The 16947-nt window shown below is 53.5% G+C and carries 15 protein-coding genes and 1 pseudogene; 5 read left to right on the top strand and 11 right to left on the bottom strand.

Features of this window, described 5'->3' with window-relative positions; genetic code table 11:
- Positions 1 to 151 precede the first annotated feature (151 nt).
- Both EPL04_RS01120 and EPL04_RS01115 read left to right on the top strand, forming a co-directional pair.
- Positions 152 to 439, top strand: a complete 288-nt coding sequence (locus tag EPL04_RS01120; RefSeq protein ID WP_134668630.1) for an amphi-Trp domain-containing protein — start codon at positions 152 to 154, stop codon at positions 437 to 439.
- A gap of 92 nt (positions 440 to 531) precedes the next feature.
- Entirely contained in the window at positions 532 to 1290 is a 759-nt protein-coding gene (locus EPL04_RS01115; RefSeq protein WP_134668628.1) for a creatininase family protein, read from the top strand.
- Between the two features lie 155 nt (positions 1291 to 1445).
- On the opposite strand, the pseudogene EPL04_RS01110 reads toward EPL04_RS01115, so the two are convergent.
- A pseudogene (locus tag EPL04_RS01110) lies at positions 1446 to 1796 on the bottom strand (MBL fold metallo-hydrolase RNA specificity domain-containing protein); the annotation flags it as partial.
- A gap of 1009 nt (positions 1797 to 2805) precedes the next feature.
- Here EPL04_RS01110 and EPL04_RS01105 point away from each other — a divergent pair.
- Positions 2806 to 4587, top strand: a complete 1782-nt coding sequence (locus EPL04_RS01105) for an ATP-binding protein (protein ID WP_134668626.1) — start codon at positions 2806 to 2808, stop codon at positions 4585 to 4587.
- A gap of 100 nt (positions 4588 to 4687) precedes the next feature.
- On the opposite strand, the gene EPL04_RS01100 is transcribed toward EPL04_RS01105, so the two are convergent.
- The 10 genes from EPL04_RS01100 to EPL04_RS01055 all read right to left on the bottom strand — a co-directional run bounded on the left by EPL04_RS01100 (position 4688) and on the right by EPL04_RS01055 (position 14763).
- Positions 4688 to 5920, bottom strand: a complete 1233-nt coding sequence (locus EPL04_RS01100; RefSeq protein WP_134668624.1) for an MBL fold metallo-hydrolase — start codon at positions 5918 to 5920, stop codon at positions 4688 to 4690.
- Between the two features lie 112 nt (positions 5921 to 6032).
- Complete coding sequence (locus tag EPL04_RS01095; RefSeq protein ID WP_134668623.1) at positions 6033 to 6332, bottom strand: hypothetical protein; 300 nt, start codon at positions 6330 to 6332, stop codon at positions 6033 to 6035.
- Positions 6333 to 6370: 38 nt separating this feature from the next.
- Positions 6371 to 6715 (bottom strand): hypothetical protein, encoded by a 345-nt coding sequence (locus EPL04_RS01090; protein WP_134668621.1) that lies wholly within the window; start codon positions 6713 to 6715, stop codon positions 6371 to 6373.
- Positions 6715 to 7086 (bottom strand): hypothetical protein, encoded by a 372-nt coding sequence (locus EPL04_RS01085; RefSeq protein WP_134668619.1) that lies wholly within the window; start codon positions 7084 to 7086, stop codon positions 6715 to 6717. Before EPL04_RS01085 ends, EPL04_RS01090 begins: the two co-directional genes overlap by 1 nt.
- Before the next feature lie 340 nt (positions 7087 to 7426).
- Positions 7427 to 7933, bottom strand: a complete 507-nt coding sequence (locus tag EPL04_RS01080) for a hypothetical protein (RefSeq protein ID WP_134668617.1) — start codon at positions 7931 to 7933, stop codon at positions 7427 to 7429.
- Between the two features lie 115 nt (positions 7934 to 8048).
- Entirely contained in the window at positions 8049 to 8432 is a 384-nt protein-coding gene (locus tag EPL04_RS01075; RefSeq protein WP_134668615.1) for a DUF7344 domain-containing protein, read from the bottom strand.
- A 245-nt stretch (positions 8433 to 8677) separates the two neighbouring features.
- Positions 8678 to 9835, bottom strand: coding sequence for a BREX system ATP-binding domain-containing protein (locus EPL04_RS01070; protein WP_134668614.1), 1158 nt, complete (start codon positions 9833 to 9835; stop codon positions 8678 to 8680).
- A complete protein-coding gene (locus EPL04_RS01065) occupies positions 9835 to 10731 on the bottom strand; it encodes a hypothetical protein (RefSeq protein WP_134668612.1) in 897 nt (298 codons plus the stop codon). The genes EPL04_RS01070 and EPL04_RS01065 overlap by 1 nt, the downstream gene beginning before the upstream one ends.
- Entirely contained in the window at positions 10728 to 11762 is a 1035-nt protein-coding gene (locus tag EPL04_RS01060) for a tRNA-guanine transglycosylase (RefSeq protein ID WP_134668610.1), read from the bottom strand. The genes EPL04_RS01065 and EPL04_RS01060 overlap by 4 nt, the downstream gene beginning before the upstream one ends.
- 97 nt (positions 11763 to 11859) lie before the next feature.
- Positions 11860 to 14763: a queuine tRNA-ribosyltransferase tRNA-guanine transglycosylase gene (locus tag EPL04_RS01055; RefSeq protein ID WP_134668608.1), complete on the bottom strand. Its 2904-nt coding sequence runs from the start codon at positions 14761 to 14763 to the stop codon at positions 11860 to 11862.
- Positions 14764 to 15152: 389 nt separating this feature from the next.
- On the opposite strand from EPL04_RS01055, the gene EPL04_RS01050 reads away from it, so the two are divergent.
- Both EPL04_RS01050 and EPL04_RS01045 read left to right on the top strand, forming a co-directional pair.
- Positions 15153 to 15506 carry a DUF7344 domain-containing protein gene (locus EPL04_RS01050; protein WP_134668606.1) on the top strand — a complete coding sequence of 118 codons (354 nt, stop codon included), beginning with the start codon at positions 15153 to 15155 and terminating at the stop codon, positions 15504 to 15506.
- A gap of 253 nt (positions 15507 to 15759) precedes the next feature.
- Complete coding sequence (locus EPL04_RS01045) at positions 15760 to 16026, top strand: hypothetical protein (protein WP_134668605.1); 267 nt, start codon at positions 15760 to 15762, stop codon at positions 16024 to 16026.
- The last annotated feature ends 921 nt before the right edge of the window (positions 16027 to 16947 follow it).

Genomic DNA, 16947 nt, shown 5'->3' with positions numbered 1-16947 from the left:
GGCTCGCGCCGACCTTCGGGGCTACCGCGTCGCCCTCGATCTCCTCGCCCCCGTCGCCGCGGCGGGATCGACGGGGCGACGCCGCCTGATTCGTCAGCCGAACGGTACGTAGCGGATACACTTATCGGGGCTGGCGACCGTATGTACCCGTATGCCAGAAGAAGTCCTGTTCGAGTCAGAGAGCGACCGGACCCGAGACGAGATCGCGTCGTACCTTCACAGCGTCGCCGAGAAGCTCGAAAGCGGGGACGCGATCACGCTCAAATCCGGCTCGGACTCGGTGACGATGGACCCGCCGGCCCGACCGACGTTCGAGGTCAAAGCCGAGCGAGAGGGGCCGGCGGGCGGCGCCGGGGAACTGAGCGTCGAGTTCGAACTCGAATGGGACGAGGACGGCGATTCGGGGCGCGCCGAGAGCGGCCAGTTAGAGATCGAGTAGCGCCCCGGCGAAGACGAGCGATCGGCGGTCGGCCGACCGTCGTATTCGTTCCACCACAAGACTTTCACGACGGTTGATAGAACTGTCGGCCGATGGCTTCTCGCAGATCAGTGTGCCTCGAAGAGATGACGTGGCCGGAAGTCGAGTCAGCCCTCGAACGCGGGACGCGAACGGCGATCGTTGCCGTCGGGTCGATCGAACAGCACGGACCCCATCTGCCGTTGAACATGGACACGCTCGACGGCGACGAGCTCGCTCGACGGATCGCAACGACGCTCGGAGACGCCCTCGCGGCCCCCACGATTCGGCCCGGCTGTTCGGGCCACCACATCGAGTTTCCCGGGACCATCACGGTGGCGCCCGAGACGCTGATGGACGTGATCCGGTCGTACTGTCGCTCGCTGGACGAACACGGCTTCGAACACATCGTCCTCGTGCCGACCCACGGCGGGAACTTCGGCCCGGTCGAGACCGTCGCGCCACAGATCGCTCGGGAGATCGACGCCGCGGTCATCCCGCTCGCGGACCTCGACGAGCACATGCGGTTGCTGAACGAGGGCCTCACCGAGGCGGGCGTCGAGTACGAGCAGGACGTGATCCACGCGGGCGCGGCCGAGACGGCAGTCGTGTTGGCGATCGACGAGGACCTCGTCAGGGTCGGGGACATAGAGTCCGGCCCGGAAGGAGAGATCACGACCGCCCGTCTGCTGAGCGAGGGGTTCAAATCGATCACCGACAACGGCGTGCTCGGCGATCCGAACGAAGCGACTCCCGAGGCCGGTGAGACGATCATCCGGAACGTGGTCGACGCGTACGTCGACCACATCGAAACCGAGCGCCGTTCGGTCTGATCGCCGATCGTCGCGACGAGCCGTTCGCGGTGCTTTCGCGTCGCGGTCCGTGCGGACGCGAGACGAACGACCGCACGAGCCGCCACACACCCGGTGTCGGATGAGACTCGGTCAGCGCGTTCCGAGCCGACCCCGGCGTTCTCGACTGCGATCGCTCAGACGCGATGCACCGACCCGACCTGCGGGGCCGTCGCGTCGAAGCCGTCCGCCCGGAGCTCGGACGCGAACTGCTCGCACCGGTCGCCGTGGTTCACGAGCACGGCGGCGTCCTCGTACGACGAGAGAAGCTCCACGAGCCCGTCGCGGTCGGCGTGAGCCGAGAAGTCGTACTGTTCGACTCGGGCGCTCACGGGCATCACCCGCCCGTCGATCTCGGCGCTCCCGGTTTCGAGTAGATCGCGCCCGGGTGTCCCGTCGACCTGATAGCCGGTCATGGTGATCTTGTTCATCGGATTCGATCGGATTTCGGGGATGTAGGTCATGGCGGGGCCGCCCGAGAGCATCGGAAACGAAGATGTGCAAGTGATCTTGCTTCCCAGAAACTATGCGGCCGTTATGCTATACTGAGTTTTGGTACCTCCTCCGTCCCAATAGGGTTCGAGCTCGGCATACATGTAGCGACCTCCCAAAACCCCATGAAAATACGGCTAACACAGATACAACAGATCATTTGTATTATTTTGAATATGTATTATTACCATCGGTTGGTGGGTTGAAGGACGAAAATTCATGATGAATTCCTGTGCCAGAAGTGACGATTTACTAGTAAATCTATTCTCTCCGTAGATTTCTTATGTATTTGAAGGAACCAATGATCTAGTCGCTACCCGACCAGAACATTTAATACGCTGTGGTGCGTACCAATATAGTTCGGCCGAAATTCGAGATAACAAGGGTAATAGAGACAATTGAGTGTGATTTCTAACACCCAAATCGTAGCGGTTCTCTGATCTCCAGATATGTAGTTTAGAGCATAGCAGATGGTTGGTAGCGTCCAATTTGTCCCTTCACTTCTTGTCTGGGTGATCCACGAGTAAGTGGATGAGGCCACTACTTTCTGAGTGTTCCTCTAATTCCTTACATGTTCTCCCGGAGAGGTCATAATGTAATATATCAGGTGTATTCTCATGATTGATGTTTGGTACCTTCTCCTACAAACCCCGTTATTCTCCTCCTCTGGGGCCTAAGACCCATAATTTCAAAATGTAAAATTGCCAAAGTTTATGTATCGGCCGGGCATACTCAGGAGTACGAACGATGAGGAGATGAAAGGTAAGTCCACCCAAACCCGCGGACCGGAACTTTGGTAGGGATCGGTGAGCGGTCGGGTGGCGCCCAAGAGAGCGCACGTGTGCGCCCGGACTTGAGCGAGTTGCATCTGGGTGTATGCGTCGGAGCGCTATAACTTTTCGCACTCACAGCAGCGTCGCTGTTGCAGCGAGAAGTAGAAGCGCGATACCGTTCTTCACGATCGGCACAGAGTCGAAGTCATCTGCCTAGAGTGAAAACTCCACTATGAACAAAATCAAACTCACACCGACGAAAGACGCATACACTGCGATCAAAGCGGACGTCGATGAGAACGCAGCGGTCAAGGAACTCATCGATAACAGCATCGACAACGGACGCCGACAGAACCGAGACAACGTTACGGTCAAAGTCCGGTACGAAACGGACAGTAACGGCACGCCCACGCTAATCATCGAGGACGACAGTGGCGGTCTGAAGCCCGAAGAACTGAGCATGGTCTTCGCGCTGGGTGAAAGTGAGAAGGACGACATCGAGGGAAGCATCGGTGCCTTCGGCATCGGTGCGAAGAAGGCCTTGATGTGCCTCGGAAACGAGTTCACCATCCGCAGTCGTCATACCGATGCCAGTACCGGGTACGAGTACACGGTCGGACAGTCTTGGCTCGCGGACAGTGACGAGTGGACCGTTCCTGTAGACGAAGTCGAACTCGAATCGGGCACGACCGAGATCGAGATTCGTGACCTGAACTTCGACTGGACCGACGTGCGTGGTCGTCTCGAAGACGACCTGAGCCAGACGTATGAACTACACCTCCGAGGGAAGACGTCGGTTACCCTCCGACTGCTCTTCCCGGACGAGGAGACCAGCGGACTGGAACCGCTTCACCCGCCCACGCGCCCGTCATACAGCTACGCGCCGTGGGACGGGCTTTACCCTCGTCGGTACGACGGCATCATCCTCGAACCTGACCACGTGTCGACGCCGGTTCACATGAGCGTCGAAGTGGGTCTGCTGTCGACTGGGGATGGAGACGAAGCTGGCATCGACTGGGTGTGCCAAGAGCGCGTCGTCGAACGAGCGAACCGGGACGCGGTGAGCGGTTTCGACGAGGAGCTTCCTCAGTTCGACTTGAGCAAGCACAAGCGCCTGAAGGGACGGGTCGAACTCTACACTGAGGGCGACGCATCCGAGATGCCCTGGAACTCTGACAAATCGCGCATCCACGCTCGTCACCCGGTGACTGAAGCCGCCCGGGACGTACTCCGGAAGGTCGTCAAACGCTACATGCGCGCGAGCTACGGTGAAGTAGAGCCCGCGTTCTTCGAACCGTACACTGACGACAGTCGCTACGCGGCCAACGGTGGTGACATCGCAGTCGTAGACCTGAGTGAGACTTACCGACGGATGCGTCAGGGCAAAATCACGCAGGTCCAGATCAACGACAAGCCCATGAAGGGGTTCCCGAAGGTCACCGACATGCAGGACACTGCGTCTGCGCACGCTCAGCTCGGCATCAAATACGAATACCTCGACTGGGTGGAACCGTGGATGCGACCCACGTACCACGCGCTCACTGAGGCGAAGCGTGAGAATTTCGGTTGCTTCGACTCTCTAGAGGAACTTCAGAGTCGTCCCCCGGACTTCACCCAGGAGGGGCGTAGCGGAGAATCCGAGCGCAAGCGTCTCTCGGAGATGGCACGTGACCATATCAATGAGGGTGTTCGTTACACTGACCTCGCTGAGTGGGAGCGTCCGCGCTACCTCCTCGAACTAAATGAGGCGTCCGACAATCGCGACATCGACATCGAATCGCTCGAACCCGTCGACACCCTTCCGGACGGTGACGGCGAGGAGGAAGAAGACGAAGAATCGGTCGAAACGACGCACATCTCGTTCGCAGAGTTCACAGACGACGAACTCGCACTTCTGAACGAGCATCTCGGCGAGGTCAAGGAATACTCGCCTGAAAAACGGAAGGAGGTGCTACTCGACCACTTCCGCCGACTCAACATGGCCGGCGTCCGATTCGAAGCACGCGCCGACTAACGGCGATACAAGACTACTTTCCTATTTTTACGTAGAATAGATATAGTGACACTATAGCAGCTGCTATTCTATATTTTTATATTATATTTACCACCATATATTAAATAACGTGTATGGAGCCGAGTTGCGGAGCCGTGGCTTCAAAGCCATCTGCTTGGAGGTCAGATGCAAATTGGTCGCACTTGTCACCATGGTTTACTAAGATTGATGACCCCTCATACGATTCCAAGAAATCCAGAAGGCTATCGCGATCAGCGTGCGCAGAAAAGTTGTATTGTTCGACTTGGGCACTAACAGGCATCACGCGGCCGTCGATCTCGGCGCTCCCCGTCTCGAGTAAATCGCGACCGGGTGTGCCTTCAACCTGATAGCCAGTCATCGTGACCTTGTTCACCGGATTGGATCGGATTTCGGGGATATAGGTCATAGCGGGGCCACCAGACAGCATTCCACTGGTGGTAATGATCGCTGCTTTTTGGTCGGTGATTCGCTTTCGCTGGCCGTTTCGCCCGGTGACGAACCGAGCGTGGGATTTTGCTCGTCGAAACGCATCTGCGTCGCGAACGAACTCGGGATACTGCTGAAGCATCTCGGTTACCTGCTTTCCCATTCCGTCGACGTAACAGGGGATGTCGTACGCGTCACAGATGAGCATCATCTCTTGCGTTCGTCCGATCGCGAATGCGGGGACGACGACCGTACCGCCCTCCCAGAGTGTCGTCTCGACGCTCTCAGCGAATCGTTCTTCCACCACGGATCGGTCCTCATGCTCAACATCGGAGTAGGTACTCTCGCAGAGCACGACGTCAGCCTCGGGTCGTGCAGTCGTCCCTGAAACCAAACGTTGGTCGTCAGTATGGAAATCTCCCGTGTAGAGCAGCCGTGTATCCCCATCGTCAACCAGTACGTGAGCACTTCCTGGGATGTGTCCTGCATTATAGAATGTCACGTCATAGCCAGCCGCTTCGAAGGTTTCCTGATACCCGTGCGTTTTCGACACCTGTGTAACGCGCTTGAGATCGTTCTCAGTGAACGGGCAATTGTATGATCCCCCGTGTAGCTTGAGTGTGTCCTGCGCGAGCGTCAGCGTCAGCTCGTACGTCGGGGGTGTCCAATGAATCGGCGGCCGTTCGTCACCAGAAAGCAGAGACGGTATCGTACCAACATGATCGAGATGCCCGTGCGAAACAACGACTGCATCCGGATTCGGTGTTTGCACCGGAAACTGAGGAGGATTGTCCGTCAACATCCCAAAATCGAGCAGAAGAGAATTGTCCACGAGAATGGCGCTTCGGCCGATCTCGCGTGCTCCGCCAAGAAACTGAATATCCATTATCGGATTTATACTCGCCAACCGCTTTTCTTCGTCGATTTATCCGAAGCTATCTGTAGAGGTAACCAACATCAATAAAACGGATTTACAGAAGCTTCTCAGGTAGCAGTAATCAAGGGCGGTGTTCGAACTCTAAGGATTCGCTCAGCTGTGGCGTTTCACTTAGGCTTTCGTCGCCCTCGTCATACTCGAGAGTACGATCGACGAGGAGCATATCTTCCTGTGCAGCAAGCTTTAGCACCGGAGAGATGTCTGGTATCTGTTCGCGGGGATCAGCAGACCAGCGAATGACTACAGTTGGATCTTCGAACAGCTCGTCAAGTGGTCGCTCATAATCTGATAGAGGGTTCCCGACCACTTCGAATCGGTCAAATACGTTATTGATGGTGGTAGCAAAATCTCTGAAACTCATGCTGGGTTATATTCTAGTGGTAGAGAAGTTCACTGGGGTTAGTAGAGCACATCTGGGTCAGAAACGTCCGAGAATACTGAACCCCCACTCTGCCGGAGAGCAGTGATCGCATCGTCTGTCAGGTCATCCTCTGACACGACAACAGAGCCATACAGCATGTCATTTGCATTGTCGAGAGCGTCACAGCCGTCATTCCGGAAAATCGATTCGGGATAATGGACTGAACCGAACTTGATCACCGATTTCGACCCCTGCTTGTGACGACTTGCACTACCATGCCGCGTTCCGAGGAGAACGACCGGATTGTCGATGTGGACTCCAAACTCATTGACATCAAGATGAATGTCGGAAAGTTCGTAGAGTCCGACGGGTGTTGCGAGCATTAGACACCTCCGAAATGCTGTTCGTAGACCTCATCGAGGGCTTCAGCCATTTGGAGATACGCTTCGTGATCTTCGCCCGGACCAATCCTGTTGTACCCTGCATCGGTCTCGATGGCTCCCGTTGAGTCCAGAACCGGCAGGTAAATGTCCAGCATCAGACCTTCCAAGATTGACACGCTAACGTCTCTGTCATACTCTTCGTCACGGAGCGTTTCGCGAGTGAGTTCTTCGAGGGACACTGGTTCATCAGCGTCTGCAAGAACCCGGAGAATAATTCGGTGTTCAGAATCTCCTAGTATGGAGTAAATTTTTGTCTTTCGAGGTTTGTGCTGCCTATTTTCCAGTGTAGGTGGTTGCGAGGTTTGCGTCATAGTTGACGGATAAAGTGGACGGGTGATCTCGAAAAGCCCACTATTGTTCCAGGTCGTTAGTGGAGCGAAGTAGCATTAACAGCGACGCCCACAGTCACCCTCCAATGCTATAGCCCCTCTACCCCCCACTACAATACGGAATATAGCAATTCAAAACTGGTCTCGCCCACAGGGTGCTTAGAAGAATCCACCACGGAAATGAACTAAACGTGCCGAACCCTTCGAAATTCTCTGAGGTGGCCCTGTTGTAGTCAGCAGATTCAGTTAGAAATGGAAAATATCATAGCCCTGGTTGATAGTCACCTAATTTATAACCGCTCCGTTCAGCAACTACGCGTGCTTATCGGACAGGCTTCCGGAGATAACCTGCATCCTCAACCTGTTGGAGGAGAGTCTCCAGACGCTGTTTCTTGTCGCCACGGCCCTTGAGGCTCGCAACTGTTCCCCCAAGGGTTCCGCCTATCTCTCGTGCCTCCTCATACTTCGGATCTCCAGGACCCAGAACAGTATATTCCGAGAACTGGAGCCCCTTCTTTTTGCTCTCACTATCTCCAACTCGGTCCAAGAGGCAGATGCCGTTCGTACCAAATCGCCCGACAGCGATTAGCCGGGAGTCGTCTGAACGCAAGGTACCGATACCCCCTGCCTGAGAGGCTTCTTCAAATCGATTGAATACCTCCCCGGCTTCAGTTCGAGAGGACGAGGGAGCATCACTACTTTCGAAGGAATATCCCGTATTGAAATCAACCACCCACAGTCCTCGAGCGATGTATTGTCTTTGGGAGGCAGATGGAACGGCATTGTTCTGACACGCGATAGCGACAGGCTCTTCAAAATTGCTTGCCATGGCTCACTATCAATCCTCTCTTCACTTTAAAATAGTCTGTTGAATGTACAGTCTGTACTGTCTACGGATTCCGAAAGATCCTCTGAATAAAGAAGCTATATTGCCAATTCCTCGATTATACCCGAGGGTCGTTGCGAACTAACAGCTCTACTGCGGCGCCAAATTCCGGTCCAGGCCGAATTATATCGTCTTCGAAGTCGATAACATCGTGCTCAGAGAGGAGGGGGAGGTGACGGCGGCGAAGAGTCTGGCGAACGTCATCGTAATCAGGATCCTGATCGGAACGTTCATCGATGTAGTCCCGAAGATTCTGCGCAAGTTGTCGAAGCGACATCTCCCTGTTTGGAGCAGCTAGCACCTGCCGCACAACGTGCTGACGGCGGAAATTCGTCCACAACTTGGCCTTTTCAGCGATGGCCTCGGCACTGTTATCGAAGTACCGTTGGTCCTTGCCAAGCGGTCCAGTCCTGTCTTGTTCATCTTCGCCATCAGAGGTCATAGGACCCCTCCTGCTTGGAGTTCTTTTGACTACGATACATCCAACTTCGAGCGTAGGATTCAGGACGTGTGCGTACGTATCGGATCATGCGGTCGGTCTGGTCTGACCGCATCGAGGTTAGAGCACCCACGAGCCAGCGTGGGTCGCTCGCCTCATTCGAGACGAGTATTCCTCGACGCGGTTCAAGATGGCTTGAGGGACAGAAGCCCCATAACTAGTGGGATGTTCGTTCAGTAGACCACGTTTCACATCGATTCTTGAACGAATTCGGGTGTGACCTGCTCTCGGTTTTCCTCAATAGCAGAGTCCAACACGCGGCTACAGATAGCCAGGGCCTGGCGAACGTTACCCTGAGAACGTTGTAGAATCCCGTCCAACGCTTCATCAGTAAACGGGTCGATCGAAGAAGCTTCGGTCGGCCCATTGCGTTCTCGGCTGAGGTAGTCTGATACCAGGTCGTTTAGATGCTCGTTCGTAAGCGGCTTCAGGGCAACCTCCTCCCCGATTCGCTCACTGAAGGCATGATACTCACTCATGACGTCTTGCCAGACTTCGGGAGCACAGCCAAACAACATACACAGCCCGGAACTATTCTGGTCCATCAGGTGTCGAATACTGTTGAGCGTAGCCTGCTCGTTTTTTGGGCTGAGACGTGCGATACTCTCGAACTCGTCGACGAAAACAAATACGCCAGTGTAACCGAGTTCGAGTAGCATATTCTTGAAAGCGGTAAACGCCCGGACGCCCATCGTATCATCATCGAGTGCGCTGTGGATTTCCATCTCCTTGCGCTGCTCATAGCGGATGCCCTCTGCGGTCAACCACTGCCAAGCATAGAGGTTGGTGTCTTCGTACACCATGTGTACGATCGCACGAGCAAAGTCGGCAAAGTGAGTCACATCGCTTAACCGTCGAACCGCCTCCGGAACGATCTCAGAGAGAAGGACGTCTCCCTCATCGATGAGCGATTTCATTGCGCTCGCGCCAATTGGATTTGCATCCGTGGCGTCACGAGCAATCGAGGCGAGGTACTCGTAGGCCAACTCTTGGACTCGATTGAAACCTAGATCGTACACGAACTCATGATAGATGTCGAGAAAGCCTTCGCCCGGTTGAGCAACGTACCCAACGACAACATCGTCCCGATCCCGTAACAGCGAGCGGGTATATTTGAGCGTATGCGACTTTCCGTTGCCGTATTTCCCAGTGATAACGAGATGCTTGGACTTTCCAGTCGAAAGCATCGTAGAGACTGTGGAACTGATCTTTTCGGAGACGTGCTGTTGACCACAGTATATTTCGGGGTCCTCTGCGGGAACCGGACTGTACGGAAACGGATTGGCCTCGAGGCCGTACTGTGAGTAGTCTTGCTGTTCGTCTGAAATGTCGAATGCGTCGGACATTATGTATCCTCCTGGTGGAACGTAACGTCGCGGTCGTGGACCGCGAGGTAGTAGTATTGTTTGTCGTACAATTCGACGCCAGACATCACCTGCTGTGTTGATTGCGACGTGGAGACCAACGTTCCCTCATCTGTCAAGGAAATCCGCTTGATCCCGAGAGCGGAATCTTTGGCCTCCGTATCCATTGGAGCTCCCGAAAGCTCGAGTTTGCCGACGTTCTGCTGGCAAAGAGCGACCAGTGCCTCGTCGAACCCCTCACGTGAACATCCAACTCGTTCACAGACTTCTTCCCGAAGTTGCGGTATCGACAGATAGCGCTGTCGCAAATCTACGCCAGCTGTCTGTTCGAGGTGGTCATAAGCGTCAAGCACCACGAAGGGGAAGTTGTCCGGAATGCTGGATTGGCTGGTCAAATAATAGCTACCAGTGAAGGCATTCCGCTGAACGCGACCTAATCGTTCGGCCCAATCACCGACGACCTCGATTCCGGTTTGGTTGAACGAGTAGGGTGTATACTTCTGATCTTCTTCCAGTTTCTCCAGAAGGGTATCGAGGTCTGCCGGTTCGAGTTTCTCCAGAACCTCGAGAAATGCTCCGTAGTGAGGGCTACGAGTCGCGAGGATTGAACTCACTTGCTGCCAGTCCTCATCTTGAATCGCCTCTAAGAATGCTTCACCGATAGCAGTGGTCTCGTAAAAGGAAACATCATCTGACTCGCGTTCGTCCAGAAGATCGATCCGTTTCGCTTCTAGAACCGTTTCTCGCGCTCGCCGATGACTTACATCGAGGGCAGTCTCGAGATCCTCTGTCGTTTTCTCATCGTCGTCACAGGCGTGTGTGAGTTCGACTAAACGGCTCAGTGTGACCGGACGGATCGTCGCACGTTCGTCACTCATGTGAGCCTCCTCACTTGCTGTTTTGCGGTCTCGTAGGCTCGCTTAGTGACTTCGTTGCCCTGGAATCGAAGGTCGAGGTAATTCTCGACGTCTCGATCGGACTCAGCTATGTATTTGAATCGCCGAAGTTCCGTTGCAAGCGCCCAGAGATTATGCTGAGTGAGCGCGGTTCGATCTTCCCGGATGTCTTCTAAGCTTCGTTGCCCACAGATCGGACAAGGGCAAGGCAACCGATCTAAGTCCTCGATGTTGTGGAGCTCTTCCCCCCCAAAACCAGGTATCAGGTAGTTACGATTGCCGGCACTTCTGATGAACGCCGACGAGTCAAAACTATCGACACCGAGATAAAGTAAAAGTGGTTGATAGACTAATCCACCGAGCCCATAGACGTGTAGATGTTTCTCAGTCGCATTTCTTGCAGCCAGTACCAGCTTTGTTACCTTTTTGTAGTCCGTCCGGATTGGGACCATACTCCCGAGTGCGTATCCGTCAAATTCCCCGTGGTTCTCCAGGTACTGGATATTGTTCCGAATCGTTTCTGGATCGTACCCGTGAACGCTCGCAAAGAGTAGAGCATCGCCAGTATGGAGATCACTTGCCTCGAGAGCAAACTCGATGCTTCGATCGATACGCCGTTGATTCTCTGCTGCACGGTTTTCTCTGGACAAAGGAATGTCTATTGTCCCGTGTATGTCGCTATCTAATTTCCGTTGAGTTTTGATTGTCTTTTTCGGTGTAGTGTCGATCTCCTGTTCAGAAAAATCGAATCCACCGCTATCAGCGAAGATGATGGTCTCTTCTGGAACATCCATCTCTTCGCGGAGAGTCACACCATTCGTTAGCCGATTCCACATCGGGTCCCGGTTCCGTATCGATCGAGCGTTAATCATCGCCGCGGAAAACTCCGGGATAGTGCCGACGTACTTGGGAGTGTTGTCACTCGATCGTTTTCCCACGTTCCGAACCGGGAAGAGAACTGGTGTATCCAGTACCCCGTGGGGTAGATCGAGTTTCCGTTGTCTGTACAGCATCCCTCCCGCTCGGATAGGCTGTTATCTTACTTAGATAATGGGGCGATAGACGGTCAGAAGAGATGAAGTATAGGGGTTCGTCTTAGTAATTTCTCGTCTAATACTTCTCGAAGGCCATCTGAGTCGGTTCCTCTTCTACACGACGACAGAGACCCTCAATCGCTTCAGGTTCCAGTGATTCGACACTGTCTATACGGTGTGCAAAATTCTTCATATAGTGCCCTTTCAACCCTACTACGATTGTGCCGTGGTTTTTCGCGTCTTCTGTGCGGGCAGGCACTGACACGATATTATCGAACTGGTCGTCGACGAGTTCCCGGTTGAAGACGACTCCAATACGATCAGAACGAACGTTCTGGACCATATTATCGATGTCAACGCTGGTGTAGTAATCCTTCCCGAGAGTGAAAAAGACTACATCGTAGTCTGATTCGTTCAGCACCTGCTCTAAGTCGGCCTGAATGCTGAGTTGTTTAGATCGCTCTCTGATGTCGGCAACGCCCATCGAGCTGAACGTCACTTCGTATGGTGGCAACGGTTCATCCTCGGAAACGAGGCCGAAGCCTGCACTTATGAAGTACCGCTCGACATCGTGACCTTCTCCTTTGAGTCGTCTAACCGCTTCCTTCACGAACTCCTGCTGTCGGCCCGTGTAGAGATCCTTGGCGTTGATTCCGGGAACATTATCGCGCTCCAAGAGCTCTTCTCTCGAGAATTGGAGGGTCTCTTTATCATCGAAGACGGGTGCACCTTCGGGGATGTCCTTCGAGCCAGAACATTGGTCGATAACCAAAATGTCGAGCCCATCCTGGACGTTGATTCTGGGTGGGTGAGGCAGGAAGTCATCCCCAGCTATGTAATTCTCTCCGCACGCTTCCAAAGCATTCTGGCGCAGTTTCGATGGATCTTGGAACGTCTGGATTGTGCAGTTGCTTTCTTCCACGGCATCTACGATGTGCTCGTCGATTTCTCCGTCAGGTGTGTGGAGAAACACCTTCTGGTATCGCTCTGATTGCTGGCCAAGGTTTTCAGCCATGCGACTCCGGGCAAGCGAAACGCCGGTGGGGGTCTCGTCCCACCATTCCCGTACACCGCCGGCATCCAAAACGCCAACTTCGGCAACTGGGAGATCATGCACCTGCTGCCAGAAGTCAGGATGCTCGGCTCGAAGGTAGTCCTCGATAGTTTCGTAGCCGTTCAGAGATGCCGTACCTCGAGTTCCGATGAGGATTTTCGGTAGCTCGTCGGTGAACTCGTCGTAGAACCGTCGGGTGTTATGGAATCCACGTCGACGGTTGCGGTCGTTACCACGGAAGATACAGACCTCGATACTGTTCTCGGTACAGATCGAGCAATCGCACTTCTCCCAAGGTCGGTTTTGCAGTGTACGCTGGTACTCTTCTAAGAGGTCTTCGTCGCCGATCCACGTCGCGTAATCGCGAACGACGGTCCAAATCGCGTCATAAGTAGTTTCAGGATCGTCGTTTTCGAGGATGGTAGTCATACGCGGGAAAGGCTCGAACTCCTGCTGTGCGACGGTTAGTAGATCAGAATACTCTTCGAAGCTAACCGGGTCTTCGGGATCGTCTTTCCGAAGAAGTTTGACCAGCTTACCTCGAAGATTGTCGCTGAAACTCGCTTGGAGCTCTCGGGCGTACTCGAAATCGTCTCTAAAAGCGGTTTCGACTTCTTGGAGTAGCGAAGCGTCGTATTGCTCGTCGTGACGGTGTTCACGCAGATATTCTCGAGTGGCTGGAAGGACCTTTTCTGCTTTCTTTTGCCACTCATAGAGCGCGTCAACGATGGGTTCCTCAGAATCGAAGGCTCTCAACGCAACTAGCGTCTCGCGGCCTCGAAGGGACTTCTCCACGGCCTCTGCAAGAGAATCGCGGTTAGATGGGTAACGCACCCGAATCGCGTCGTATCGCTCGTTGTTGTCAAGCCGGTAATTCTGCCCTCCTGTCCATGCCGAACGGAGCATGCTCGCACTATCGAAACTGGTCATCCCCGATCGACCGACCGTCTCGAATCCTTCGCTCTTCGCAAACCCGAAGACGTGCGAGTCAATGCGAGTGTTATTCTCGCGTTCAAACTCCTTTACAGACTTTCCGACGCCCTTCACGATTTGCCTGACGTCATGGATGGGACTGCCAGCGACGCCACCGATACCGAGATAATCGTATCCAATGTCGAGCACTTCTTCCGTGGCCTCGATATACGTCTCGGGGTTCCAGCCCTGGATCGCTACCATTAGCCGGAACGGGTAGTTACCTCGGTGGTACAGGTCGTACATCTCCTGAGCGTTCCGGAGAGTAAGCTCATAGCGGAATGCTGCGTCGTCCTCTCGGTACACCGCTCTGGGATCACGAGCCAATCGCGCAAGTACCGTATCGACGTCTCCCTGGAAGTCTTCTGGAGCAAAGGCCTCGACCTCCTTCTTCGATTGAGTACAGATGGACGGTTCGTACTCCTCGACGTAAGTAGGCCATTCGTTGGGCCACTCGTCGACCATCAAATCGACGACGTCAGTCAGTGCGTCTGGGATGTCACTCTTCTTGAAATCGGTATGGAAGGCGCGTTCGTCGAGGTACAGACGACCCTTGTCTTTCCCCGAACCCAAAACGAGGTGATCGATAGTAACGCCGACTGTGACCTCCAGCGTTTCGTAGAAGTCAAGCATCTCGGCGTTCCCGTACGGAGGGAATGGGAGTGACTTGTAGCCCCACGCGCCGCAGTCGCTGATCGTAGGAAGCCATTCTGGAACGGACAACACCGGGTCATCGTAGACCCCGTACTCGGCGAGACGATTTGCTTTGCGAGTCGTCTCTTCAACTTGTTCACGCGAAATTAGCACGCCATCGATCGGGGTTGTGTCGCGTTCGAAAATATCCCAGATGTAATCTAGATCCCGCTCCTGACGGTCGAGAGTAGAGAGCTCGTCGTGTCGGAAATCGTAGTGGGAATCGACCGCGTCGTCCCACTCAGGAACGTAAAATCTCACAGATTCTATTCACCGTCTTACGCTAAGTTGGTACCTCCTTATGAATCTCCCTTTCTGCTTCGTCGAAGTGTAGTTCCGGAACGAATGAAAATATTATCACGATAGGACGTGTCCAGTCCAAGGCGAGTTTTTCTTGAGGAGACGACCAACTCTCCCAAAATAGCTACTTGTTTGATACTCGCTGAGCCAATTTACCCACGGTTAAGACGGTTCTCGCCCTACACGTTCTTGACGCGCGGTGGTCCACAGAAGTGGGCCCGGTGCTGAAGACACCGAACCCGCGCTGTCTGGAGCAGACAGCATGTACATAGTCGAGGACGATTCGCAAAAGTCCGACGATAGAATAGTAGACGCAACTATCGCATTGCCCTCAACGGAGGTGGAGAAGAATGGCAGCTGCGAGTGACGTCGAAACCCGACCGGCACAGGTTCACGAACTCCTCGGCAACGAACGGCGTAACCTGCTCATTCGGTACCTCTCTTTGTTCGAGGAGAACGCCTCCGTAACAGTCCGTCACATCGCAAGGGTCATTCGAGGGATAGAGACCGGAACGCCGCCCACGCAGGTCAGTACAGGCGATTACGAATCAGCCTACAACGGACTGATCCAAACGCATCTTCCGAAACTCAGCGCGAGGGGCTTGATTGAGTACGATGAATCAGCGAAAGAGGTAGTGGTAACCCCCCGTCTTCAGAGGTACGCATCGATCTCCGTGCTCGCTCAACTCGCCATATCGGTCTAAGGTCTCCTCTTCAGAATAAAGGCGGTCACTAGTCTATGCGGCCAATATCTTTATCTCTTGACCGCGTTTGGTCCAGTGGACGACAGCCTACCGCGTAGTGGGATGCGTGGTATGCTCTGGAATTACGTCGTCCCCACCTGGGAAGCTTGGGAGTTGCCATCCTCCATCGGTGGCACGAACTTCCCTTTTGAAATAGTGTCACAGCGCCGCAAAGTAGCCGGTATTAACTTGTGTGGACACAGAACACTCGATCATGCCAAGAATCTCTCAGTCAACCACGCTGGAACAAGTTGAACACATTCTCGGGAGTGGCTCAGGGATCCTTGATTTTGCAGTTGAAGGAGAGAATGACTACTACACGTGGGAGGATAGTGAAGATGCGAATTGGGAGATAGAGGACGTTGACTGCGTCAAAAACGTTGAAGAAGATCGATTCATCATGTTCCCTGAAGGAGATTCATTCACCTGTGAGATCAAAACCGAAGAGGATGAGAGTCGAGTTCGCTGCTGGTGCGAGTAACCGGTTTTGTACGAGCTGACTCTGGTGAATCACTGAACAGCGGCGACTTTCGGTAGGAAATCCCATCGTTCAAGGCGTCACGCTGGAACGCTCTTGAATGCAACTTCGAAGGATCCGCATTGGCGCGCTAATTGGACGGTTTCACAAAGACTCCAAGACACTAGAACCTGATGCGGTATGGCGATCCTTCCGAACCTACGAGTTACTAATAGCAGTGGGGTCTGAAAACGCAGAGATGATAGATAGAGTTCAATTTAGCAGGCATTAGTGAATGTGTATTTATATAAATCTGGCAAGTATCCTAATACCAGAATTTTCATACAATACCTCTTGCCACGTCCCCCAATTCTCAAGGAATGTGTGCAACCTGCCCACATTAAGATAATCAATCAAACTATTTCGAGCACGTATTGAAATTGAGTTATAAAAGTTATCTTATGAGTGGTAGGTTACATAGTATATGTCTGATTTCGAATATAGGATTTCGGATTCCGTCTTGCGATTTCTGGAACTATGTGGGCAATCTGCCCACATTATAATAAAAAGTCTTTCACAAGGTGCATCAGGCGTACTGTACAATGGTAATATTGTTTATAATACGAGAGATGATACACAGAATATCATTTGGATGATTTCAGAGTCGTCTCGATGGCCTGCGATTTTTAGATCGATGTGGGCAGTTTGCACACATTTGTGTCATCCCGAGAAGCTATATTTACCGCCATCACAAGCCATTCGAGCGTTTCGGTGGGAAATAAAGCTCTAAATACTACTTTGGCCCCTATAATATTCTTAGAAAGTGTGAGGTCAGTAATGGTGGGATTCGACGAAAACTCTCACGCTTTCTCTCGCCATTAGATGAGATATTATCGGATCTAACGCACCAGTATAGCAAAAAGTGGAGTCGTGAGGGTGGTTTTG

The organism is Halorussus marinus (assembly GCF_004521895.1).
Lineage (GTDB): Archaea > Halobacteriota > Halobacteria > Halobacteriales > Haladaptataceae > Halorussus > Halorussus marinus.
The sequence above is the reverse complement of the archived record's forward strand: the minus strand, read 5'-3'. Positions and strand labels throughout refer to the sequence as shown.